The sequence below is a fragment of the Streptomyces sp. NPDC053474 genome, assembly GCF_044544845.1.
In the GTDB taxonomy this organism is placed as follows: domain Bacteria; phylum Actinomycetota; class Actinomycetes; order Streptomycetales; family Streptomycetaceae; genus Streptomyces.
Window position 1 is genome coordinate 209,072 of the sequence record NZ_JBITXV010000003.1, and the last position, 23,105, is coordinate 232,176.

Here is a 23,105-nt window from a genome sequence, read left to right on the forward strand (position 1 = left end):
TGCCCCTCTCGGCTCAGTCGCCGCGGTACAGCTCGCGCTTGTCGATGTAACGCACCACGCCGTCCGGCACCAGGTACCAGACGGGCTCCCCCTTGGCGACCCGGCAGCGGCAGTCCGTGGAGGAGATCGCGAGGGCCGGTACCTCCACGAGGGAGACGCCGCCCTCGGGCAGGCCGGGGTCGGCCAGGGTGTGGCCGGGGCGGGTGACGCCGATGAAGTGGGCCAGCGAGAACAGCTCTTCGGTGTCCCGCCAGGTGAGGATCTGACCGAGCGCGTCGGCGCCCGTGATGAAGAACAGGTCCGTGTCGGGGTTGAGGCGGCGCAGATCGCGCAGGGTGTCCGTGGTGTACGTGGGGCCGCCGCGGTCGATGTCGATGCGGCTGACCGAGAACTGCGGGTTCTCGGCGGTCGCGATGACCGTCATCAGATAGCGGTCCTCGGCGGGCGAGACCAGCTTGTGGCTCTTCTGCCACGGCTGCCCGGTCGGTACGAACACGACCTCGTCGAGGTGGAACTGGGCGGCGACCTCACTGGCCGCCACCAGGTGTCCGTGGTGGATCGGATCGAACGTTCCACCCATGACGCCCAGGCGGCGCTTGGCGGCGCTCGCCGGGCCTGTGCCAGGTCCGCCCCGCGGGCCGGTCGGCATGTCCTGCTCTCCCATGCGTGCAGACACTACCGGCCCCGCCGGGCGACCCGGGTTCCGGCCGTGGGGCCCCGGAGCTCGGGGCTCAGCGGTCGCGGTTGAAGCGCGTGGTGATCCACAGCAGCAGGAGCAGGACGACGAAGGCGCCGCCGCCGGTCACGTAGGGGCTGAGGCTCGCGTGCTCATCGACGTGCTCACCTTCGGAGGAGGCGAGGGTGACGAACTGGGCGGCGGTGGCGTGGAGGCTCATCGTCAGCAGGACCTATCCGGTGTGGGATCGGGGTAAAGACTTGAGCACATCGTATGCGGGGTGTGCCGGTGCGGCGACGGCGCCCTGCCGGGGCTCCCCGGGCCCGTCACTTCCGGTATCCCCGCAGCAGCAGCCAGCCCACCAGGACGCAGCCGACGACCATCACGATCAGTACGACGCGGAGCAGGTTGCCCGGGCCCTGCTTGTCGGCCGCGTGGGCGGCCAGGGTGAGGGCGTCGGCGGAAGAGATGTACTCCATGGCGGATGGCTCCTTCTGTGCGCTGCCCCGCCACGGTATCTCCGCCTAGGCTGGGCCCCGTCTCGGGGGCACGATTGCGGACGCGACGGACGGACACGACATGGGGGATGCGGCATGACCAACGGCAACCACGACGGCCAGGACGGCCACAACGGCCACAACGGCACAGGCGGCGCCAGCGACAGCACGGGCAGCGGCCAGGAGAGCGTGCCGAGCAGGCAGCGCAGGCGCTTCCCCGGCATCTCGTCCCGGGCGTACGAGCACCCGGCGGACCGCTCGGCCCTGGTGGCCCTGCGCAAGCTCAGCGGCTTCGACACGGTCTTCAAGGCACTCAGCGGACTGCTCCCCGAGCGCAGCCTCAGGCTGCTGTTCCTCTCGGACTCCGTCCGCGTGTCCGACGCCCAGTTCGCGCACCTCAACGTCATGCTGCGGGACGCCTGTTACATCCTGGACCTGGAGAAGGTCCCGCCGATGTACGTCACGCAGGACCCGAAGCCGAACGCGATGTGCATCGGCCTCGACGAGCCGATCATCGTGGTCACCACCGGCCTCGTCGAGCTGCTCGACGAGGAGGAGATGCGCGCGGTCGTCGGCCACGAGGTGGGCCACGCCCTGTCCGGGCACTCCGTGTACCGCACGATCCTGCTGTTCCTGACGAACCTCGCCCTGAAGGTGGCGTGGATCCCGCTCGGCAATGTGGCGATCATGGCGATCGTGACCGCGCTGCGCGAGTGGTTCCGCAAGTCGGAGCTGTCCGCGGACCGCGCGGGCCTGCTCGTCGGCCAGGACCTCCAGGCGTCCATGCGCGGCCTGATGAAGATCGCGGGCGGCAACCACCTGCACGAGATGAACGTGGACGCCTTCCTGGAGCAGGCCGAGGAGTACGAGGCGGGCGGCGACCTGCGCGACTCCGTCCTGAAGATCCTGAACGTGCTGCCGCGCTCCCACCCCTTCACCACCGTGCGCGCCGCCGAGCTGAGGAAGTGGGCCGCGACCCGCGACTACCAGCGCCTCATGGACGGCCACTACCCGCGCCGCCAGGAGGACAAGGACACCTCCGTCTCCGACTCCTTCCGGCAGTCGGCGTCGTCGTACGCGGACACGGTGCGCAACAGCAAGGACCCGCTGATGAAGCTGGTCACGGACATCGCGGGCGGCGCGGGCGACCTCGGCGGGAAGCTGCGCGGCCGATTCACGGGCCAGGGCGGCGGCGGTTCCTCCGAGCGCCCCGGCGGCGACGGACCCTCGGCAGGCCCCGGCGAGAAGTAGCCCCGGGCCGGTCGACCACGCCCCAGGCCGGTCAGCACCGGTCAGCCACGCCCCTGGCCGACCGGCCACCCGCTACGTCCCGTCCCGGACCGCCCCCGCCAGGGCCCCGCACAGCGCCGTCGCCCGGCCCGTCGCGTACGGGTCGGTGCCCGCGGGGCCGCCGGGGCCCGCCTCCTGGCCCGCGAGCAGCGGCCGCAGCAGCCGCGTGCTGTCGGCGGCGCAGCTCAGCGGCCCGGCCTGGACGTACGACACGAGCAGCTCGGCCTGGTGCATGCGCAGGTCGTCGCGGTCGAAGCGGAAGTGCAGCTCGCGGCGGACGGTGAACAGCGAGGCGCGCGCGTGGCCGTGCGCGCCCGCGGGCCGCAGCGCGTAGACGAAGGTGTGGTCGGAGGCCACTTCGAGGGTCTCCTTGTCGGTCTCGTCGGCGCGCAGCGTGCCGTTCACCCGCACCCCCGGGTCGGCGAGCGCGGTCCTCGCCGGGTCGAACCGCACCAGCCAGCCGGTGGGCGCGTGCCGCCCGTCGGCGGCGGGGCGGCTGAAGCTGCGGTCGAACTGGTCGAGCTGGGCGGGGTCGAGCAGCACCCGCGGGGAGCGCACGGTGCGGCCGGCGAGCACGTCCGGGTCGAGCGAGGACTCGACGAGGTAGTCCTTGGCGGTGGCGAGCGCGGCGACGACCTGGTCCTCGGTGAAGTGCGCGGTGCGGCGGGCCGCGGGCAGCACGATGCCGCTGGCGCCGACGCCGAACTGCGCGGCCGGGCTCTTCGCGAACAGGTCCGCGGCCTTCCCGGCGCCGGGCACGCGGCCCTGCGGGGCGAGCGGGATGACGGTCATGCGCAGCGGCTCGGTGCGGCGGGCCACGGGGGTCTCGTACGGTTGGCGCACGCCCATGTAGATGGCGGTGCCGAAGGCGACGGTGATCAGGACGACGAGGATCACCACCTGCAGGGAGAGCCTGCGGTGCGGGCTCGGCCTGCGGCGGACGGCGCGCGCGTGGTCGCCCATCCGCTCGCGCGCGGAGAACTCCTGTAATCGCGCAGCGCGTACGAACGACTCGTCGAAGACGACGGATCGGTACTCGTCCTCACCTCCGGGAGCGCCCTCGGGTGTCCCCGCAGGTGGTTCTCCTGGCCCGCCCATACCTTCAGGGTAGGTCTCCGGGACGCGCGATAAACGCCCTGGTACACGACAAGTTCTGACAACTCCTCACGTGCCGCGTCAGCACGTTCGCCGAGCTCGCGCGGGGGTTCGCGGGAGGCTGTCAGGGCGTGCGCGGCTCGGCCGGTACGGCGGGCTGGCCGAACTCCGCCGACGCGGAAGGGCCCCCGGTCTCGCCCGCGCCCCTGGTCTGCTCGACCTCGGTGGTCGCGGGCGGGGGTATGCGGTCCTGGCGGCCGGACGACGCCCCTCGGTACACCGCGGCGAAGGCGAAGGCCACCATGCCTATGCCCATCAGGAGGGCGAGCATCCAGGCGACGGGGCGGTGCCAGCGGACCTTGCCGCCGCGCCGGGCGTAGCGCCCGCGGCCGTCCTCCAGCAGCTCCGCGTCGTCGAGGTCGTCGACGTCGTGCTCGGGGCCGAAGACGCCGTCGTCCGGGCCGTATCCGTCGTAGGCGTAGTCGTCGAAGTCGTCGTCCGCCGCGTCCCGTGCGTCGGAGCCGGAGCGGCGGGCGCGGCCGCGGCGGGCCTCGGCCTCGGCGCGGGCCTGGGCGGCGGCCAGGAGGCGCTCCACGGCGGTGGGTTCGTGGATTTCCGCGGCCCGCACGAAGTCCTCGTCGAAGACCACGGAGGCGAACTCGTCGTCCGCACCCCCGTGGTCGCGGTCGTCGTCGGGCTCCCCGCCGCCTGCGAACGGCGTGCCCCCCACGTCCTCCGGCACGCGTCCAGCGTAGACCTGGAGTGGTGGATTTGGGCAGACGGAAAGGGAATTCAGCGGTTGTGACCCCGAACGCCCCCGCCCGTCGGGCGGGGGCCGGAAGGCGTCAGCGCACGTGTCCGTCGCCGGTCACGATGTACTTCGTCGAGGTCAGTTCCGGCAGGCCCATCGGCCCGCGCGCGTGCAGCTTCTGCGTGGAGATGCCGATCTCGGCGCCGAAGCCGAACTGGCCGCCGTCGGTGAACCGCGTGGAGGCGTTCACGGCGACCGTGGTGGAGTCCACGAGCTGGGTGAACCGGCGGGCGGCCTGCTGCGAGGTGGTGACGATGGCCTCGGTGTGCCCGGAGGTCCACAGCCGGATGTGCTCGACGGCCTGCTCCAGGGAGTCGACGACGGCGGCCGCGATGTCGTACGAGAGGTACTCGGTCTCCCAGTCCTCGGCTGTCGCCGGGACGACGGTGGCCTTCGAGGCGGGGGCGTACGCTTGGACGCGCTCGTCGGCGTGCACGGTCACGCCCGCCTCGGCGAGCGCGTCCAGGGCGCGCGGCAGGAAGGCGTCGGCGATGTCGGCGTGCACCAGGAGGGTCTCGGCGGCGTTGCAGACGCTGACGCGGTGGGCCTTGGAGTTGATGAGGATCTCGACGGCCATGTCGAGGTCGGCGTCCTTGTCGACGTACACGTGGCAGTTGCCGGTGCCGGTCTCGATGACGGGGACGGTGGACTCCTCGACGACCGTCTTGATCAGCGAGGCGCCGCCGCGCGGGATCAGGACGTCGACGAGGCCGCGGGCGCGCATCAGCTCGCGCACGGAGTCGCGGCTCTCGCCGGGCACGAGCTGGACGGCGTCGGCGGGGAGCCCGGCGCCGCCGACGGCGTCGCGCAGGACGCGCGCCAGCGCCGTGTTGGAGGCGTACGCGGAGGACGAACCGCGCAGCAGCACCGCGTTGCCCGACTTCAGGCACAGGGCGGCGGCGTCCACGGTGACGTTCGGCCGGGCCTCGTAGATGATGCCGACGACGCCGAGGGGGACGCGGACCTGGCGCAGGTCGATGCCGTTGGGCAGCGTGGAGCCGCGCACGACCTCGCCGACGGGGTCGGGCAGGGCGACGACGTCCCGCACGTCGGCGGCGATGGCGCGCACGCGCTCGGGCGTGAGCGTGAGCCGGTCCACGATCGCCTCGCTGGTCCCGGCCGCGCGGGCGCGCTCGACGTCCGCGGCGTTGGCCTCGACGATCTCCGCCGTGCGCACCTCCAGGGCGTCGGCGACGGCGAGCAGCGCGTCGTCCTTCGCGGCCCGCGGCAGCGGCGCGAGCCGCGCGGCGGCGGCGCGGGCGCGGTAGGCGGCCTGGGCGACCGGGGTCATGTTGTCGTACGGGGAGAGCGGGGCGGTCATGCCGGAAGCGTAGCCTTGCGCGGGCCCGCGTCCACGGGGTGTTCCGCTCCGCGAGACATGGCCGGTTTCCGTGTGTGGCGCATCCGCGGGTCGTTTGGGGCTGGTCGCGCCCACGCGGCGGAGCCGCCCAGGGGCACCGCCCCGCGCCCCTGCGGGGCGCTCCCCCTGCTCAGAAGGGGTGGACGCCGACGGGCGTCGCGGGCAGCGGTCCGTACCCCTCCGCGATGCGCTGGTGATACGTGTCGCGGTCGATCACTTCGAGGCCGACGATCTCCCAGGGCGGCAGCCGCGCGGTCTGCCGGTGCTCGCCCCACAGGCGCAGCGCGACCGCCGCGGCGTCGTGCAGGTCGCGGGCCTCTTCCCAGTAGCGGATCTCCGCGTGGTCGTGGGCGTACCGGCTGGTCAGCAGAAAGGGGTGGTCGTGGGCGAGCTGTTCGAGGCCGCGCCTGACCTCCTGCAACGGGGTCCTGGTGCCGGAGACGCTGAGTGTCACGTGCCACAGGCGCGGGGCCTCGGCGCGCTCGCCGCCCGTCTCCCGGGGGCTCTCGTCCGGCTGCCGCGCGCCGGTCTCCTGGTCGTGGTCATCGCCCGTGCCCCCGGTGTACGCCGCCCCCGCGGCGACGCTCGTCAGGGCGCGCTCAGCCGACCCGCGGGACGCCGCCCCTGGGCGCACTCGTCTCACGACGGCCTCCTTCAACCAGTCCTCATGCGGATACGCAACGGTCGTTACGCAACGGTCGTGCGGAACTGCCTTGCCACAAAGTTGAGCAGGACAAGCGGTCTCTCGGGGCGATTTTCCGGAGTTTCCCCTCGCGCGAGCCGGTCCGTGAACGGCGTTCGCGCCTGTTTTCGGCCTGATTTCCGCTGGTGTCGACGGGGTGGGCGGGGATAGCGGGGCGGGCCGCACAGGGGTTCGCGGGAGCGCGCGTTCAGGGGCGCGGGCGGGGCCCGGCCCGGCGGGGCGCCTCAGGGGTGCAGGACCACCAGGCCGTCGCGGTGGATCACTTCGCGCTCGTACGCGGGACCGAGCTCGCGGGCCAGCTCGCGCGTGGAGCGGCCGAGGAGCCGGGGCAGCTCCTTGGCGTCGAAGTTGACCAGGCCGCGGGCGACGGCACGCCCCGCGGGGTCCCGCAGCTCGACCGGGTCGCCCGCGATGAAGTCACCCTCGACGGCGGCGATGCCCGCGGGCAGGAGCGACTTGCGGCCCTCCACGACCGCGCGCACGGCCCCCTCGTCGAGCGTGAGGGCGCCCCGGGGCGCGGAGGCGTGCTGGAGCCACAGCAGGCGGTCCGCGGAACGGCGCCCGGTGGCGTGGAAGTACGTGCCCGTGTCCCGGCCCGCGAGGGCGTCCGAGGCGTGGCTCGCGGAGGTCAGGACGACGGGGATGCCCGCGGCCGCGGCGATCCGGGCGGCCTCGACCTTGGTGACCATGCCGCCGGTGCCGACGCCCGCCTTGCCCGCGCTGCCGATCTTGACGTGCGCGATGTCGGCGGGGCCGCGCACCTCGCCGATGCGCGCGGTGCCCTCGGCCGCGGGGTCGCCGTCGTACAGGCCGTCGACGTCCGAGAGCAGCACGAGCAGGTCGGCGCGGACGAGGTGGGCGACGAGGGCGGCGAGCCGGTCGTTGTCGCCGAAGCGGATCTCGTCGGTCGCGACGGTGTCGTTCTCGTTGACGACCGGCAGGGCGCCCATGGCGAGGAGCGCGTCGAGGGTGCGCGAGGCGTTGCGGTGGTGGGCGCGGCGGCTGGTGTCGTCGGTGGTGAGCAGGATCTGCCCGACGCGGAGGCCGTAGCGCGCGAAGGAGGCCGTGTAGCGGGCCATGAGCAGGCCCTGGCCGACGCTGGCCGCGGCCTGCTGACGGGCCAGGTCCTTGGGGCGGCGGCGCAGGCCGAGCGGCGCGAGCCCGGCGGCGATGGCACCGGAGGACACGAGCACGATCTCGCGCTCCCCCCCGCCCGCCCGTCTCCCGCCACCACCCTCAACCGAGACCCTTCGGGCCGCCCCCAGATTTCGGTGTTTAGCCAGCACATCGACCAGCGCGTCAACGCGGTCCGCGTCGAGACCCCCCGAAGCGGTGGTCAGCGAGGAGGACCCCACCTTGACGACGACCCGGTGAGCCTCTGCCACGCCCTGCCTAGTCACGCGCTTCCCCAATGATCCCGATGCTGCTTGCCCTGCGAATCTACGCGAAGACCGGGGCCCGGCGCCCCGGCATTCCGGCCGGTGGACCGTACGGCGGCGGCCAGGGGACCTTTGCCCCTATATGCGGTGATGAGTGTCACGGAAGATTGCTACGGAGGCACCCGGCGTCATACGGTCAGGGGTCTTCCTCTTATCCGGATGAGTGACGAGCCTCGTCTGAAGCAGGCCCCGCCCTCATGTCCGGACTCCAGTACCGCCCCCGCCCTGTCCGACCGCCCCCCGCCAGGAGCTCAAGCCCGTGCCCTCCGCCGGACTCGCCAACCGCCGCATCGTGCAGCTCACCGCGCTGCTGACGATGTTCGCACTCTTCGCGGCACAGCTCGCCACCGCGCTGATTCCGTACGTCCCGGTGTTCATCGCCGCCTCCGCGGCGAACCTCGCGCTCGACATCTACCTGCAGTACAAGCAGCCGGGGCTGCTCTCCCTGCTCGGCAAGGTCCGCTTCGACGTCATCGTCCGGCAGCTGCTGCGCGACATGCTGATCCTCGTCGGCCTGCTGCGCATCGACGGCATCGAGCCGCTCGCCGAGCAGTCGCCGCTGACCGTCGCGCTGCTCGTCTTCTTCGCCCTGCACTTCACCTGCACGGCGACCGCCGTCATGGTCCGCCGCAGCCGTCAGCTGCCGGTGCTCACGCGGAACATCGACACCTCCGCGCTGCACCTCACCGCCGCGCCGCCGCGCCTGCTGGCCCGCCAGCACGCGCGCCGCCTGCTCCTGTTCTCGGTGCCGACGACCCTGGGCCTGCTGCTCACGGCCGCCACCACCGACGCGTACTGGGGCGGCATCGGCCTCGGCATCTCCCTGGCGCTCCTGGGCGGCAGCGTCGTCTACCTCATGTCCTGGCTGCTCCCCAAGAAGCGCGCCAAGAACGCCGAAGCGGTCATGGAGTGGCTCGACCAGTGGCTGGCCGACTACCAGCCGACCGTCGGCATGTACTTCTCCGGCGGCACCACCTCCGCGTACCAGGCCAACATGTGGCTCTCCACGCTCTCGCAGCTCGACGGCAACCCGCTGATCGTGCTCCGTGAGCGCTTCATGGTCCAGAAGATCGACTCCACGGACGTGCCGATCATCTGCTTCCCGAAGGTCGCCACGATGTTCTCCCTGGAGCAGTCGACGCTGAAGGTGCTCCTGCACCCGGCGAACGCGGCGAAGACCTCGCAGGTGCTGCGCATCCCGTCGATCAAGCACGCCTTCATCAACCACGGCGAGAGCGACAAGCTGTCCTCCTGCAACCCGTACGCGAAGGCGTACGACGAGGTGTGGGTCGCCGGTCCCGCCGCGCGCGAGCGCTACCAGCTCGCCGACATCGGCGTGGCCGACCAGGACGTCGTCGAGGTCGGCCGTCCGCAGCTGTCCCCGATCCGCCCGTACGCGGGCGCGCCCACCGGTGCGTACACGACCGTCCTGTACGCGCCCACCTGGGAGGGCTGGGACGGCAACCCGGGCAACACCTCGGTCATCCTCGCGGGCGAGAACATCGTCCGGCACCTGCTCGCCGACCCCGGTGTGCGCCTGATCTACAAGCCGCACCCGATGACCGGCTCCCAGATCCCGGCCGCGGGCGCCGCCAACGAGCGCATCAAGGCCATGATCCGCGAGGCCAACGCCCAGCGCTCCGGCGCCCGGCCCGGCCCCGAGGCCGAGGCCGAGCTGGCCCGCCGCACCGAGGAGCTGAACCTCCTCACGGCGAAGAAGTTCCGCAAGGGCGCGGACGAACAGGAGCGCATGATGCTCCAGGGCAAGCCCGACGGCGACATCCGCGCCGCGATCATCGAGGCGACGCTCGCCTGGGAGGCCGCCTACTGGGCGGCCCTGCCGGAGTGGGAGCACCAGATCGTCACCGCGTCGCGACCGGCGATCTTCTCCTGCTTCAACCAGGCCGACGTGCTCATCAGCGACGTCTCGTCGGTCGTGTCCGACTGGCTGAGCAGCGAGAAGCCGTACGCGGTGGCCAACACCTCGGGGCTGAGCGAGGCGGACTTCCGCGCCGGCTTCCCGACGGTGCGGGCCGCGGCCATCCTCTCGCCCGAGGCGGAGGGCGTGCCCGCGCTCCTGGCCGCCGTGCGCGACCCCCGCCACGACGTGTACGCCGAGGCGCGTGCCGAGCTCAAGGAGCACCTGCTCGGTCCTTCCGACCCGCCCTCCCTGGTCCGCTTCAACGCGGCCGCGGTGGCGCTGGGCGCCAAGGCCGACGCGCGGCGCGTGCGCGCCGCCGCGCGGGTCGCCGCGGAGATTCCCGCGCAGCGGGAGGAGGCCGCGGAGGAGGCCGCCGCCGAGGAGGCCGAGGCCGCCGCGGAGGAGCTGGAGTCCGCGTAGTCCGTACGACGAAGGGGCCCGGAGCGAGTCACTCGCTCCGGGCCCCTTCGCTGTGCCATCCGCGCGGCGGGACGGCTGCCCCGTACGTCTTAGAACGGGTTGAAGTCGTTGAACTCGCGCTCCGACTCGTCGCGCTCCGCGTCGCGGTCGCGGCGGCGCTGCGCGGCGGGGCGCGGCGCCTCGAAGCGGTGGTCCTCGCCACGGCGGCCGAGCATCTCCGCGCCCGCCGACATCGACGGCTCCCAGTCGAAGACGACGGCGTCGTCCTCGGGGCCGATGGCGACGCCGTCGCCCGCGCGGGCGCCCGCCTTCATCAGCTGGTCCTCGACGCCGAGGCGGTTGAGCCGGTCGGCGAGGTAGCCGACGGCCTCGTCGTTGTTGAAGTCGGTCTGGCGGACCCAGCGCTCCGGCTTCTCGCCGCGCACGCGGTACACGACCTCCCCGTCCTCGTCCTCGCGCGTCACGGTGAAGCCCGCGTCGTCGACGGCCTTGGGCCGGATGACGATGCGCGTGGCCTCCTCCTTGGGCTTGGCGGCCCGCGCCTCGGCGACGAACTCGGCGAGCGCGAACGACAGCTCCTTGAGGCCCTTGTGGGCCACGGCGGAGACCTCGAGGACGCGGTAGCCGCGCGCCTCCAGGTCGGGGCGGACCATGTCGGCGAGGTCCTGGCCGTCGGGGATGTCGACCTTGTTGAGGACGACGAGCCGGGGCCGGTTCTCCAGGCCCGCGCCGTACTGGCGCAGCTCGGCCTCGATCACGTCGAGGTCCGAGACCGGGTCGCGGTCGGACTCCAGGGTCGCGGTGTCCAGGACGTGCACGAGCACGCTGCACCGCTCGACGTGGCGCAGGAACTCCAGGCCGAGGCCCTTGCCCTGGCTGGCGCCGGGGATGAGGCCGGGCACGTCGGCGATGGTGTAGACGGTGGAGCCCGCGGTGACGACGCCGAGGTTGGGCACCAGCGTCGTGAACGGGTAGTCGGCGATCTTCGGCTTGGCGGCGGACAGGACCGAGATCAGCGAGGACTTGCCCGCGCTCGGGTAGCCGACGAGCGCCACGTCCGCGACGGTCTTGAGCTCCAGGACCACGTCGCCCGCGTCGCCGGGCTCGCCGAGCAGCGCGAAGCCGGGGGCCTTGCGCCGGGCGGAGGCGAGCGCCGCGTTGCCGAGGCCGCCGCGGCCGCCCTGCGCGGCGACGTACGAGGTGCCGTGGCCGACGAGGTCCGCGAGGACGTTGCCCTGCTTGTCCAGGACGACCGTGCCGTCCGGCACCGGCAGGACCAGGTCCTGGCCGTCCTTGCCGGAGCGGTTGCCGCCCTCGCCGGGCTTGCCGTTGGTGGCCTTGCGGTGCGGGCTGTGGTGGTAGTCGAGCAGGGTGGTGACCGACTGGTCGACGACCAGGATCACATCGCCGCCGCGGCCGCCGTTGCCGCCGTCCGGGCCGCCGAGCGGCTTGAACTTCTCACGGTGGACGGAGGCACAGCCGTGGCCCCCGTTACCCGCGGCGACGTGCAGCTCGACGCGGTCCACGAAGGTGGTCATGGTTCAGTGCCTCCTGGAAGGGTCCCCCCGGCCGTGGGGCTGAGGGAGTACGAAAGTGTCTAGCTGTGCTGTGTCTATTCAAAACACGCGAAAGGCGGACCCGCTTCCCGACAGGGAAGTGAGGTCCGCCTCGCGAAAGTTCCGGTCAGAGTGCCGTTCAGGCGACCGGGACGATGTTCACGACCTTGCGGCCGCGGTGGGTACCGAACTCCACCGCGCCGGCGTCCAGGGCGAACAGGGTGTCGTCCTTGCCGCGGCCGACGCCCGAGCCCGGGTGGAAGTGGGTGCCGCGCTGGCGGACCAGGATCTCACCGGCGTTGACGACCTGACCGCCGAAGCGCTTCACGCCGAGCCGCTGAGCGTTGGAGTCGCGACCGTTCCGGGTGGACGATGCGCCCTTCTTGTGTGCCATCTTGTCTCAGTCCCTTACTTCGCAGCCGTGGGGATGCCGGTGACCTTGATCGCCGTGTACTGCTGACGGTGACCCTGGCGACGGCGGTAGCCGGTCTTGTTCTTGTAGCGCAGAATGTCGATCTTCTGGCCCTTGTGGTGGTCCACGACCTCGGCCGTGACCTTGATGCCGGCCAGGACCCACGGGTCGCTGGTCACGGACTCGCCGTCGACAACGAGCAGGGTCGAGAGCTCGACCGTGTCGCCAACCTTGGCGGTGGAAATCTTGTCAACCTCAACGATGTCGCCGACAGCAACCTTGTGCTGGCGACCACCGCTGCGCACGATGGCGTACACGCGGATCTCTCTCTCGCTCGGAACGGAATCCCCGCAGTCCAGCCGCCCGGCGCGACAGCGCGGTCGGCCTCTCCCGAAGATCCGTAGGAATTCCGGGAGGGAAGAAGGTTTACGAGGACGGGCGCACGTATGGACACGCCGACGCTCAAGATTACGGGGCCCACCCGTACGGGTCAAACCGGGCCCCGACCCATGTGACCCGCGCCCTAGTGCGTGGGCTTTTCACCGTCCGGCGGCAGCGGCTTCACGCCCCGGCACAGGTCCGTCGTGTCCTTGGTGCCGGGCCACGCCACCTTCTTCACGCGGTTGAAGTGCTTGAGGTACGTGTTGTGCACGGAGTCGTCGTCGACCTTGACGATCAGCTCGTCGTTCTCGCGCAGCGCGGGCGCGGTGTAGTTCTGCGAACCGGTGAAGGACACCTTCTTGATCTTGCCGTCGTACTTGCCGTCGATCAGCACGTACTTGCTGTGGATGATGTACGGCGTGACGAGCTTCTGGCCGGGCCTGAGCGGATCCCGGTCGTCGTTGAAGCAGCGCAGCGCCGGGCCGCCGGGCTTGTGCAGCCCCTCCCAGGTGCCGGGCCTGCCGTTCTGGCTCTTGGCGCTGTCCGTCTCGGCGTACACCAGGTCGACGGCGCAGCCCGCCTTCTGCAGGGAGACCAGCTTGTCGGCGATCTGCTTGCGCGTGATCTTGAAGATGGAGGCGCGGACCTTGGTGCTGCGCTTGACGCCCGCCGCGTCCTTGTAGGTGCACGAGACGTTGTTCAGGACCGAGTACATGGTGTCGGTCTCGTTCACCGTGCCGACGCGCGGGAAGAAGTACGCCTTGTAGCGGCCGCTGCTGGCCGTGCGGTAGTCCCAGGCCTCCCAGTTCCTGCCGACCATGTCGGTGAAGTACTCGGAGAACGCGTCGTACATGGCCGGGTTGTCCGGCAGCAGCAGCGCGTCGTTGAAGAACTTGGTGTGCGCCGACGGGGTCGAGTTCGACGTGGTCTGGACGACGACGTCCCGGGCCCCCTTGACCTCGGAGAACAGCCAGAACTTGTTGTGCATGATCGATTTGCCGTACTGCGGGTCGCCGAGACACGACTTGTTCGGCGGGCACAGCGTCACGAAGGACGACTTGGTCCGGTTGGCGCCGAGCTCGTTGACGAGCGTGGCGTACGCGGTGTTGTCCGGGCGGTCCGTCTTGCTGGTCGAGTCGAGCAGGATCTGTACGTTGACCCCGCGCCTGTGGGCGCCGACGAGCGCCTCGACTATGGGCGCCTCCCAGACGTGGTAGACGGCGACCTTGATGGTCGAGCCCTCCACGGCCGCGTCGGTCAGCTCGATGAGCCGGGTGCGGATCGCGTGCTGCTGGTCGACGGTGCCCAGCGGGTCGTTGAAGACGGGGCCCTCGGGCCAGGCGGGCGTCCCGGCGGGCGCGGCGGTGGCGGTGGCCGCGGTCGGCAGGGTGGCGGCCGACAGGACCGTGGCGAGCGCGGCGGCCTGGCGCCCTCCCCTGGCGGGCCGCACCGCCCGGTGGCGCCCCGTGCCCCTCAGACGTATCCCATGTGGACGTGCTCCCGCCATGTCCATCCCTCCCCTTGCTCAACGGACCCGGTGAGTCTTACAGGTATCCCGCCCCGGCACCAAGTACGGGCCAGAAGCGGACAACCCCAACGGATAGGTGAGGGTGGAGCGCGGGAACGCCGGAGCCCCCGCCCGGCGCGTGCGCCGGGCGGGGGCTCCGAGCTCCTGACCTCTGCGGTCGCTGAACCCCTCGGGGGTCAGCTCGCGTCGGCCGCGACGGCGGACGACGACTGCTCGGCCGCAGCGGCCTTCTTGGCGGTGGTCTTCTTCGCCGCCTTCTTGGCCGTCGTCTTCTTCGCGGTCGTCTTCTTGGCCGCGGTCTTCTTGGTCGCGGCCGTCTTGGCCGCCGCCGTCTTGGCCACCGTCTTCTTGGCCGCCGTCTTCTTCGTGGCGGCCTTCTTGGCGGTGGCCTTCTTGGCCGTCTTGCGGGCCGTCTTCTTGGCGGCCTTGGCCTCGGCCTCGGGGGCCTCCTCCGTGGCCGCCTCCTCGGCGGTCGCGGACGGGGCCTCGGGGGCCTGCTCCGGCTCGGCGGCCTCGGCGACGGGGACGGCCTGCTCGGCCTGCTCCGCGGGCTTGTCCGCCGCGGGCAGGACCACCACGGCCGCGTCCTCCGACGCGGTCGGCGCGGCCGCCTTGCGGACGGCGCGGCGGCGCGGCCGGGCCGGGGCCTCGGCGACGGGCTCCGCGACGGCCGGGGCGACCGGGGCGACCGGCTCCGCGACGGGCTCGGCGGCGGCGGCCACCGGCTCCGGCTCGGCCGGGGCCTTCGGCTCCTGCTTGGCGGCCTCCGTGACGATCACCTCGGCCTCGCCCGCGGCCTTCGGCGAACCGGCCGGAGCCGACGCCTTACGGGTCGCGCGGCGGCGCGTACGCCCCTTGGGCGCGGCGTCGTCCTCGACGGCGGGCGCCGGGGCCTCGGCCACCGGGGCGGCCTCGACGGGCTCGACCGTGTCGGCCTCGACCGTCACGGGCTCGGCCGTCACGGGCTCGGCCGTCACAGGCTCGCTCTGCACGGGCTCGGCCTGCTCGGCCTCGGCCTCCGCCTTAGCGGACCGCGCCTTCGCCGTGCCGGACTTGGCCTTCTTGGCCTTCCTGCCGGACTCCGGCCGCTCGGCCTCGGGCGACTGCTCGGGCTGCTCGGCCCGCGCGGTCGCGGAGGCGGCCTCGGGGGCCTGCTCCGCCTTGGGCGCGCCCGCCGGGGCCGACGCGCGGCGCGTGGCCCGGCGCCGCGAACGGCCCCGGGACGCTGCGGCCGCCTCGGCCTCCGCGGCGCTGCTGTACAGCTCCTCGTCCGCCGCGAAGTCCGGCTCGGGCAGGGCCACCGGCGCGGCGGTCTCCGCCTCGACCTCGGCCGCCGTCTCCGTCGCGGTGTCCTCGGCCTCGACGGCGGCGGGGGCCTCGTGCGTGTGCTCGGCACCGCCGCGGCCGCGCTTCTTGCGCTTGCCGCCGCCACCGGCCGACGTCGCCTGGTCCATGTGCACGATCACACCGCGGCCGTTGCAGTGGACACAGGTCTCGGAGAAGGACTCCAGCAGGCCCTGGCCCACGCGCTTGCGGGTCATCTGGACGAGACCCAGCGAGGTCACCTCGGCGACCTGGTGCTTCGTACGGTCCCGGCCCAGGCACTCCAGCATCCGCCTGAGGACGAGGTCGCGGTTGGACTCCAGGACCATGTCGATGAAGTCGACGACGACGATGCCGCCGAGGTCGCGCAGCCGCAGCTGGCGCACGATCTCCTCGGCCGCCTCCAGGTTGTTCCTGGTGACGGTCTCTTCGAGGTTGCCGCCCTGACCGGTGAACTTGCCGGTGTTGACGTCGATCACGACCATGGCCTCGGTCTTGTCGATCACCAGCGAACCACCGCTCGGCAGCCAGACCTTGCGGTCGAGCGCCTTCGCGAGCTGCTCGTCGATCCGGTACGTCGCGAAGACGTCGACCTCGGACGTCCAGCGCTGGAGCCGGTCCGCCAGGTCGGGCGCGACGTGCGAGACGTAGCCGTGGATGGTCTGCCAGGCCTCGTCACCGCTGATGATGACCTTGGAGAAGTCCTCGTTGAAGATGTCGCGGACCACGCGGACGGTCATGTCCGGCTCGCCGTACAGCAGGCTCGGCGAGCTGGTCGTGGTCATCTTCGACTTCTTGAGGATGTCCTCCCACTGCGCCTGGAGCCGCTCGACGTCGCGGCGCAGCTCGTCCTCGCTCGCGCCCTCGGCGGCGGTGCGCACGATCACGCCCGCGTCCTCGGGGACGATCTTCTTGAGGATGGACTTCAGGCGCGCCCGCTCGGTGTCGGGCAGCTTGCGGCTGATGCCGGTCATCGAGCCCTCGGGCACGTAGACCAGATAGCGGCCGGGCAGCGAGACCTGGCTGGTCAGGCGGGCGCCCTTGTGGCCGATCGGGTCCTTGGTGACCTGCACGAGCACGGACTGGCCCGACTTCAGGGCGGACTCGATGCGGCGCGGCCCGTTGGCCATGCCGAGCGCCTCGAAGTTGACCTCACCGGCGTACAGGACGGCGTTGCGGCCCTTGCCGATGTCGATGAAGGCGGCCTCCATCGACGGCAGGACGTTCTGCACCTTGCCCAGGTAGACGTTGCCGACGTAACTCGTCGACTGCTCCTTGTTGACGTAGTGCTCGACGAGCACGTTGTCCTCGAGGACGCCGATCTGGGTGCGGTCGCCGTTCTGGCGGACGATCATCTCGCGGTTGACCGCCTCGCGGCGGGCCAGGAACTCGGCCTCGGTGATGATCGGCACCCGGCGGCGGCCCTGCTCGCGGCCCTCGCGGCGGCGCTGCTTCTTCGCCTCCAGACGGGTCGAGCCCTTGATGGACTGCACCTCGTCGCTCGGCGTGCCGTCGTCCGCGGACTTCTTGCGCGGCTCGCGGACCTTCACGACCGTGCGCTCCGGGTCGCCCTCGCCCGGCTCGCTCTCGGTGGCGTCACCGGCGCGGCGACGACGGCGGCGACGGCGACGGCTGCTGCTGGAGCCCGCCGGTCCCCCGTCGGCCTCGTCGGCCTCCTCGGCCTCCTCGGCGTCCTCCGCGACCTGCTCGGCGGTGTCCTCGGCGTCCTGCTCCGCCTGCTCGGCGGCGACGTCCTCGTCCGCGCCGTCGATGCCGTCGGCGGACTCACCGCGACGGCGGCGCCGGCCACCACGACGGCGACGGCGGCCCTGGCGCTCGCCGGCCTCCTCGCCCTCGACGGCGTCACCGGTCTCGGCCTCGGCCTCGGCGTCCTGCGGCTCCGCGGCCTCGACGGGCTGCGGCGCCTCGACGGGCTGCTCGTCGGCGGCGCGGCGGCGACGGCGACGGCGCGGGCCCGTCTCCTCCTCGGCGACCGGAGCGGCGGGGGCCGCGGGGGCGGGCGCGGGCGCTGCCTCCGCCTCGGCCGCCTCGGCGGCGGCAGCGGCGGCGGCGCGCTCGGGGGTCTGGAACATCGGCTCGGTGAACACCGGCGCCTGGAACATGGCGACGGCGGGGCGCGCGGGGCGCCGACCGCCCTCGTCCTCGCCGCGGGTACGCGACTCGGCGGGCGGCGCGGTGAACCCTGCGGCGGCCTTGCGGGTGGCGCGACGGCGGTTGCGGGCACGCGGCGCGGCCTCGGCCTCGTCGGCTGCCTGCGGAGCCTGCGACGCCTGCGCGGCCTCGGCGGCCTCGGCGGCCTGCGGGGCCTGCGCGGCCTCGGTGGCCTTCGCCTCGGCGGCGGGCGCGGCCGCGGCGCGCGTGGCACGGCGACGGGCGCGGCGGGGCGCCTCGGACTCGGCGGCAGCGGCGGCCTCGGGGGCCTCGGGGGCCTCGGCGGCGGGGGTCTCCGGCACGTCGGGGGTCTCCTCGGCCTGCGGCTCGGCGGCGGGGGCGGAGACGGCGCGCGTGGCACGGCGGCGCGAACGGCGCGGCGCGGCGGACTCGGCCTCCTCCGCGGCCTGCGGGGCCTGCGGCGCCTCGACGGCGGGCTCCTCCGCGGCAGCGGGCTGCTCGGCCCGCGCGGCCTCGGCCTGCGGCTCGGCGGTGGGCGCGGTCACGCCACGGGTGGCACGGCGGCGCGAACGGCGCGGCGCGGCCTCGGCCTCCGGCTCGACGGCGACCGGCTCGACGGCGACGGCCTCAGCGGCCACCGGCTCGGCGGCAGCGGCGGCCACCTGCGGGGCCTCCTCGGCAGCCTTGGGCGCACCGGCCGGAGCGGTCGCCTTGCGCGTCGCACGCCGACGCGTACGCGCCACCGGAGCCGCCTCAACGGTCTCGGCAGCCTCAGCGACCGACGGCTCAGCGGCCTCGGCCACCTGCGGGGCCTCCTCGGCGGCCTTGGGCGCACCGGCCGGGGCGGACGCCTTGCGCGTCGCACGCCGACGCGTACGCGCCACCGGAGCCGCCTCAACGGTCTCGGCAGCCTCAGCGACCGACGGCTCAGCGGCCTCGGCCTGCTCGGCGGCGAGGGCCTCGGCGGCCGTCTCGTCCGTCTCCTCGGCGTCCGGGTCCACGGTGGCGGGGGCGGCCGGTATGGCCGGCGCGGCGTCCGTGGCGGTGCCCGCGGGCGGTCCCGCGGGGCGCGACGCGGCGCGGCGCCGACGGCGCGGCGGCAGCGTGTCGCTGGGGGTGCTGCTGTTCTGCGAGCCCTCAGTGGGGTCGTTCGGCTCAAGCATGCGGGCGGTTCTCCCGTCACGCTCCCGGGCGCCGCGCCGTAAGCCGGACGTACCCGCGGCCCTCGCGTGTCGCGCGGGGCCGCCATCCGAGGGCGCGGGCGCCGCACGGGAGCTGTCTGTGTCTTGTCTCGCCGGTTCCGTACGCTCCTGGCGGACGGCCTGGCGAAAGTCTTCTGGTCAGTGCGCCGCCCGGCCCAGGTGGCTCCCGAGTACCAAGGGCGGCGCTGCGGTGTTCTCGGCGAACGCCCTACGCGGGACCTTCCGGCACCGGCGCCTTCGCGGCGGCAGCTGCGGCGGCCCCCGCATCGGGGTGCCGATCGGCCGGGGCGGCCGTGACTGCCTCGCGGTCGGGCGCGAGCGGGTCGGTCACCGTGCCGGTCTCTTCATCGAAAAGCCCCTGCGCCAGCCTGGTCACCGCTGCGGGGACCGGCGGCGCCAGGTCGGCCACAGCTCGGAGACCGGACAGGACGTCGTCGGGTCGGACGGCAGGTGTCACGTGCCGCACAACCAGCCGCAGTATCGCACAGGGCTTGTCGGTCGGCCTATCAGCGACGGAGGCGAGCTCCTCCGGGGCGAGGGCGCCCAGGCTCACGACGGCGGCGCGGGCGTCGAAGGTGCGCATCCCGTTCTTCGTGCGGCGCTGGACCTCGACGGTCTCGGCGGCGCGGAAGGCGTCGGCGGCCCGCTCGGCGTCGGCGCTCTCCACGCCGTCCAGGCGCAGCTCCCACACGGAGGCGGTGAGCCGGTCGGCGAGCCCGGAGGTGCGGGCCTCGACAGCGTCCGTGATGTCGAGCCCGGCGGGCAGCGACTCGTTGAGCAGCTCCCGCAGCTTCTGCGGGTCGCGGGGCTCGGTGAGCGCGATCTCCAGATACTCGGCCTCGCTGCCCGTGCCGGTGGGTGCGGCATTGGCGTACGACACCTTCGGGTGCGGGGTGAAGCCCGCCGAGTACGCCATGGGCACCTCGGCGCGGCGCAGCGCCCGCTCGAAGGCGCGCTGGAAGTCACGGTGGCTGGTGAACCGGAGGCGGCCGCGCTTGGTGTAGCGCAGACGGATGCGCTGCGCCACGGGCGCGGGCGGCGGGCCTTCGGGCTGTCGCTTGCCCAGGGGAACTTCTCCTCGTGTACGCGGTCCGTGACGCTGCCCCCACATGGGCGGGGAGCACGTCCGGGCGGACGCTTTCCCGGTGTCGTGGTCCGGCTCATCCCCGCTTCGGTGGGGACATTTCGCGCCGGACCTTCTTATCTAGAGTACGCGCTTCGCCGCCCGCGGGTTCCCGCCGGGCCCCGGGCCCCTCGGTGACGGGCAGCTTCTCGCGGGACGTGCCGAACAGCAGCCGCCGGAAGTCCGCCCTGGCCTCCCGCGCGCTCTCTCGTACGGAGCCGAGCGCCGCGCGGGCGACGTGGCCCACGGCCCGGACGGCCCGGCCCGCCGGGCGCCACAGCGCGTCGCGCAGGACGTGTCCGACCGGCGTGAAGAGGTGCCGGTACACCCAGCGCCCGGGCTCCACGAAGATCAGCTTCAGCAGTCGGCAGAGGAAGTGCCACACGGCCCGCGAGATGTGCCCGGCGACCCGCCAGGCGTGTCCGAACGCGTCCCCGATCTCCCCGGCGACGAACGCGACGGCCCGGCCGACGGGCGCGAGCACCCACCGCCACAGGGCGACGGCGGGCACCACGAAGATCCACCGCAAGAGGGTGCCGACGACGATCCCGATGCCCCGCAGCACCCACCAGAATCCCAGGCCGATGCCCCGCACCACCCACCACACGCCCCGCGCGAGCCACGCGAGACCGTGCCCCACCGGTGTCAGCAGGCGCGCGTACAGCCATCGCGCGGGCACGACCACGAGCATCCGCCCCAGCCACACGAGGCCGTGCCCGACCGGTGTGAGCACCCGCCGGTACGCCCACACGGCGGGGACGACGACCAGCAGCCGGACCAGCCAGAGGAGCCCGAGCCCGACCGGCTTGAGCACATAGCGCCACAGGGCCACCCAGGGCCAGACGAAGAGGAGCTTGCCGACGAAGGCGAGGACGGCGGCGATCCCCCGCCAGACCCACCCGAGCGCCCGCCCCACCGGCCGCAGCGCCCGGTCGTACACGAACCGCGCGCACACCACCAGGGCGTCCCACACGATCCGCACCGGCACCACGAGCACCAGGACCACGATCCGCACCGGCAGCCGCAGCGCCACCACGAGGCACCCCTCGGCCCGCGGGGCGGGCTCGGGGGCGTCCTTCGTCAGCGACACGGGCCCGGCGGCCACCGGCTCGGCAGCCGCCTCCGCCACCCGCTCGGGCCACGGCTTCCACTGCGGCTGCGGCTCCGGCGGGAGCCCCTTCTCAAGGTCCATGCCTACTGAGACGCCACCACCGACGCCCCGTTCCCCCCGTTTCCGAACTGCGACGACCCGACTGCCTACTTGACGACCGTCAGCGGCAGCAGCTTCTTGCCGGTCGGGCCGACCTGGATGTGGGTGTCCATCTGCGGGCACACGCCGCAGTCGAAGCACGGGGTCCAGCGGCAGTCCTCGACCTCGGTCTCGTCGAGGGCGTCCTGCCAGTCCTCCCAGAGCCAGTCCTTGTCGAGGCCGGAGTCCAGGTGGTCCCAGGGCAGGACCTCTTCGTAGGTGCGCTCGCGGGTGGTGTACCAGTCGACGTCCACGCCGAAGGCGGGCAGGGCCTTGTCGGCGCAGGCCATCCAGCGGTCGTAGGAGAAGTGCTCGCGCCAGCCGTCGAAGCGGCCGCCGTCCTCGTAGACGGCGCGGATGACGGCGCCGACGCGGCGGTCGCCGCGGGAGAGGAGGCCCTCGACGATGCCGGGCTTGCCGTCGTGGTAGCGGAAGCCGATGGAGCGGCCGTACTTCTTGTCGCCGCGGATCTTGTCGCGCAGCTTGGTGAGGCGCTCGTCCGTCTGCTCGGCGCTGAGCTGCGGCGCCCACTGGAACGGGGTGTGGGGCTTCGGCACGAAGCCGCCGATGGACACCGTGCAGCGGATGTCGTTCGAGCCGGAGACCTCGCGGCCCTTCTGGATGACGTTCATCGCCATGTCGGCGATCTGCAGGACGTCGTCGTCGGTCTCGGTGGGCAGGCCGCACATGAAGTACAGCTTCACCTGGCGCCAGCCGTTGCCGTACGCGGTGGCGACGGTGCGGATGAGGTCCTCTTCGGAGACCATCTTGTTGATGACCTTGCGCATGCGCTCGCTGCCGCCCTCGGGGGCGAACGTGAGGCCGGAGCGGCGGCCGTTGCGCGTCAGCTCGTTGGCCAGGTCGACGTTGAAGGCGTCCACGCGGGTGGAGGGGAGGGACAGGCCGATCTTGTCCTCGGTGTAGCGGTCCGCGAGGCCCTTGGCGATGTCGCCGATCTCGGAGTGGTCGGCGGAGGACAGGGACAGCAGGCCGACCTCCTCGAAGCCGGTCGCCTTCAAACCCTTGTCGACCATCTCGCCGATGCCCGTGATCGAGCGCTCGCGCACCGGGCGCGTGATCATGCCCGCCTGGCAGAAGCGGCAGCCGCGCGTGCAGCCGCGGAAGATCTCCACGGACATGCGCTCGTGGACGGTCTCCGCGAGCGGGACCAGCGGCTGCTTCGGGTACGGCCACTCGTCGAGGTCCATGACGGTGTGCTTGGACACGCGCCACGGCACCCCGGACTTGTTCGGCACGACGCGGCCGATGCGGCCGTCCGGGAGGTACTCGACGTCGTAGAAGGCCGGGATGTAGACGTTGCCGGTCTTGGCGAGGCGGAAGAGGACCTCCTCGCGGCCGCCGGGGCGGCCCTCGGCCTTCCAGGCGCGGATGATCTCCGTCATGTCGAGCACGGCCTGCTCGCCGTCGCCGATGATCGCCGCGTCGATGAAGTCCGCGATCGGCTCGGGGTTGAAGGCCGCGTGGCCGCCCGCGAGGACGATCGGGTCGTCGATGCTCCGGTCCTTGGACTCCAGGGGGATGCCCGCGAGGTCCAGGGCCGCCAGCATGTTCGTGTAGCCGAGCTCCGTGGAGAAGCTCAGGCCGAAGACGTCGAAGGCGCGCACCGGGCGGTGGCTGTCCACCGTGAACTGCGGGACCTTGTGCTCCCGCATCAGCTCCTCCAGGTCCGGCCACACGCTGTACGTGCGCTCGGCGAGGACGCCCTCACGCTCGTTCAGGACCTCGTAGAGGATCATGACGCCCTGGTTGGGCAGACCGACCTCGTACGCGTCCGGGTACATGAGCGCCCAGCGGACGTCACAGGAGTCCCACGGCTTGACCGTGGAGTTGAGCTCGCCGCCTACGTACTGGATCGGCTTCTGCACATGCGGGAGCAGGGCTTCGAGCTGTGGGAAAACCGACTCGACAGACATCGCTGGACCTTCGTGAGCTGACAGGGGTGACCCTCAAGCCTAACGTGACCGG

The 23,105-nt window shown here is 72.7% G+C and carries 18 protein-coding genes; 2 read left to right on the plus strand and 16 right to left on the minus strand.

Annotated elements, in window-relative coordinates:
* Positions 1-13: 13 nt before the first annotated feature.
* The 3 genes from nadD to ACIG3E_RS07760 form a co-directional block, all read right to left on the minus strand.
* Entirely contained in the window at positions 14-664 is a 651-nt protein-coding gene (nadD, locus tag ACIG3E_RS07750) for a nicotinate-nucleotide adenylyltransferase (protein ID WP_399612567.1), read from the minus strand.
* 67 nt (positions 665-731) lie between these two features.
* Positions 732-896 (minus strand): hypothetical protein, encoded by a 165-nt coding sequence (locus tag ACIG3E_RS07755; protein ID WP_138959695.1) that lies wholly within the window; start codon positions 894-896, stop codon positions 732-734.
* 106 nt (positions 897-1,002) lie between these two features.
* Positions 1,003-1,155, minus strand: a complete 153-nt coding sequence (locus ACIG3E_RS07760) for a hypothetical protein (RefSeq protein ID WP_171075740.1) — start codon at positions 1,153-1,155, stop codon at positions 1,003-1,005.
* Between the two features lie 114 nt (positions 1,156-1,269).
* Between ACIG3E_RS07760 and ACIG3E_RS07765 the strand changes: the two genes are divergently transcribed.
* Complete coding sequence (locus ACIG3E_RS07765) at positions 1,270-2,424, plus strand: M48 family metallopeptidase (protein ID WP_399612571.1); 1,155 nt, start codon at positions 1,270-1,272, stop codon at positions 2,422-2,424.
* 72 nt (positions 2,425-2,496) lie between these two features.
* Here the strand turns inward: ACIG3E_RS07765 and ACIG3E_RS07770 are convergent, their stop codons facing one another.
* The 5 genes from ACIG3E_RS07770 to proB form a co-directional block, all read right to left on the minus strand.
* On the minus strand, positions 2,497-3,561 hold the full coding sequence (locus ACIG3E_RS07770) for a hypothetical protein (protein WP_399612574.1): 1,065 nt from the start codon (positions 3,559-3,561) through the stop codon (positions 2,497-2,499).
* 121 nt (positions 3,562-3,682) lie between these two features.
* Positions 3,683-4,300: a hypothetical protein gene (locus tag ACIG3E_RS07775; RefSeq protein ID WP_399612576.1), complete on the minus strand. Its 618-nt coding sequence runs from the start codon at positions 4,298-4,300 to the stop codon at positions 3,683-3,685.
* 103 nt (positions 4,301-4,403) lie between these two features.
* Positions 4,404-5,690 carry a glutamate-5-semialdehyde dehydrogenase gene (locus ACIG3E_RS07780; RefSeq protein ID WP_399612578.1) on the minus strand — a complete coding sequence of 429 codons (1,287 nt, stop codon included), beginning with the start codon at positions 5,688-5,690 and terminating at the stop codon, positions 4,404-4,406.
* Between the two features lie 169 nt (positions 5,691-5,859).
* Complete coding sequence (locus ACIG3E_RS07785) at positions 5,860-6,372, minus strand: hypothetical protein (protein ID WP_399612580.1); 513 nt, start codon at positions 6,370-6,372, stop codon at positions 5,860-5,862.
* 284 nt (positions 6,373-6,656) lie between these two features.
* On the minus strand, positions 6,657-7,817 hold the full coding sequence (proB, locus tag ACIG3E_RS07790) for a glutamate 5-kinase (protein WP_399612583.1): 1,161 nt from the start codon (positions 7,815-7,817) through the stop codon (positions 6,657-6,659).
* 313 nt (positions 7,818-8,130) lie between these two features.
* Between proB and ACIG3E_RS07795 the strand changes: the two genes are divergently transcribed.
* Positions 8,131-10,212, plus strand: a complete 2,082-nt coding sequence (locus tag ACIG3E_RS07795; protein ID WP_399612586.1) for a hypothetical protein — start codon at positions 8,131-8,133, stop codon at positions 10,210-10,212.
* An 89-nt stretch (positions 10,213-10,301) separates the two neighbouring features.
* On the opposite strand, the gene obgE is transcribed toward ACIG3E_RS07795, so the two are convergent.
* The 8 genes from obgE to ACIG3E_RS07835 all read right to left on the minus strand — a co-directional run bounded on the left by obgE (position 10,302) and on the right by ACIG3E_RS07835 (position 23,053).
* Positions 10,302-11,750: a GTPase ObgE gene (gene obgE / locus ACIG3E_RS07800; RefSeq protein ID WP_399612588.1), complete on the minus strand. Its 1,449-nt coding sequence runs from the start codon at positions 11,748-11,750 to the stop codon at positions 10,302-10,304.
* A 157-nt stretch (positions 11,751-11,907) separates the two neighbouring features.
* Positions 11,908-12,162, minus strand: coding sequence for a 50S ribosomal protein L27 (gene rpmA, locus ACIG3E_RS07805; protein ID WP_010986870.1), 255 nt, complete (start codon positions 12,160-12,162; stop codon positions 11,908-11,910).
* Positions 12,163-12,176: 14 nt separating this feature from the next.
* Positions 12,177-12,497: a 50S ribosomal protein L21 gene (gene rplU / locus ACIG3E_RS07810; RefSeq protein ID WP_030673925.1), complete on the minus strand. Its 321-nt coding sequence runs from the start codon at positions 12,495-12,497 to the stop codon at positions 12,177-12,179.
* 206 nt (positions 12,498-12,703) lie between these two features.
* Positions 12,704-14,068 carry a phospholipase D-like domain-containing protein gene (locus ACIG3E_RS07815; RefSeq protein ID WP_399612593.1) on the minus strand — a complete coding sequence of 455 codons (1,365 nt, stop codon included), beginning with the start codon at positions 14,066-14,068 and terminating at the stop codon, positions 12,704-12,706.
* A 197-nt stretch (positions 14,069-14,265) separates the two neighbouring features.
* Complete coding sequence (locus tag ACIG3E_RS07820; protein WP_399612596.1) at positions 14,266-18,708, minus strand: ribonuclease E/G; 4,443 nt, start codon at positions 18,706-18,708, stop codon at positions 14,266-14,268.
* A 247-nt stretch (positions 18,709-18,955) separates the two neighbouring features.
* A complete protein-coding gene (locus tag ACIG3E_RS07825; protein ID WP_399612598.1) occupies positions 18,956-19,858 on the minus strand; it encodes a TIGR03936 family radical SAM-associated protein in 903 nt (300 codons plus the stop codon).
* A gap of 49 nt (positions 19,859-19,907) precedes the next feature.
* Positions 19,908-21,062: a hypothetical protein gene (locus ACIG3E_RS07830; protein WP_399612599.1), complete on the minus strand. Its 1,155-nt coding sequence runs from the start codon at positions 21,060-21,062 to the stop codon at positions 19,908-19,910.
* Between the two features lie 65 nt (positions 21,063-21,127).
* Positions 21,128-23,053, minus strand: coding sequence for a TIGR03960 family B12-binding radical SAM protein (locus tag ACIG3E_RS07835; protein WP_399612601.1), 1,926 nt, complete (start codon positions 23,051-23,053; stop codon positions 21,128-21,130).
* Between the last annotated feature and the right edge of the window lie 52 nt (positions 23,054-23,105).

Excerpts from the sequence above, each read along its gene's own strand:
- nadD (WP_399612567.1), bottom strand. The coding sequence starts at position 664 with ATGGGAGAGCAGGACATGCCGACCGGCCCGCGGGGCGGACCTGGCACA.
- ACIG3E_RS07755 (WP_138959695.1), bottom strand. The coding sequence starts at position 896 with ATGAGCCTCCACGCCACCGCCGCCCAGTTCGTCACCCTCGCCTCCTCC.
- ACIG3E_RS07760 (WP_171075740.1), bottom strand. The coding sequence starts at position 1,155 with ATGGAGTACATCTCTTCCGCCGACGCCCTCACCCTGGCCGCCCACGCG.
- ACIG3E_RS07765 (WP_399612571.1), top strand. The coding sequence starts at position 1,270 with ATGACCAACGGCAACCACGACGGCCAGGACGGCCACAACGGCCACAAC.
- ACIG3E_RS07770 (WP_399612574.1), bottom strand. The coding sequence starts at position 3,561 with ATGGGCGGGCCAGGAGAACCACCTGCGGGGACACCCGAGGGCGCTCCC.
- ACIG3E_RS07780 (WP_399612578.1), bottom strand. The coding sequence starts at position 5,690 with ATGACCGCCCCGCTCTCCCCGTACGACAACATGACCCCGGTCGCCCAG.
- obgE (WP_399612588.1), bottom strand. The coding sequence starts at position 11,750 with ATGACCACCTTCGTGGACCGCGTCGAGCTGCACGTCGCCGCGGGTAAC.
- rpmA (WP_010986870.1), bottom strand. The coding sequence starts at position 12,162 with ATGGCACACAAGAAGGGCGCATCGTCCACCCGGAACGGTCGCGACTCC.
- ACIG3E_RS07815 (WP_399612593.1), bottom strand. The coding sequence starts at position 14,068 with ATGGCGGGAGCACGTCCACATGGGATACGTCTGAGGGGCACGGGGCGC.
- ACIG3E_RS07820 (WP_399612596.1), bottom strand. The coding sequence starts at position 18,708 with ATGCTTGAGCCGAACGACCCCACTGAGGGCTCGCAGAACAGCAGCACC.
- ACIG3E_RS07825 (WP_399612598.1), bottom strand. The coding sequence starts at position 19,858 with ATGTGGGGGCAGCGTCACGGACCGCGTACACGAGGAGAAGTTCCCCTG.
- ACIG3E_RS07830 (WP_399612599.1), bottom strand. The coding sequence starts at position 21,062 with ATGGACCTTGAGAAGGGGCTCCCGCCGGAGCCGCAGCCGCAGTGGAAG.
- ACIG3E_RS07835 (WP_399612601.1), bottom strand. The coding sequence starts at position 23,053 with ATGTCTGTCGAGTCGGTTTTCCCACAGCTCGAAGCCCTGCTCCCGCAT.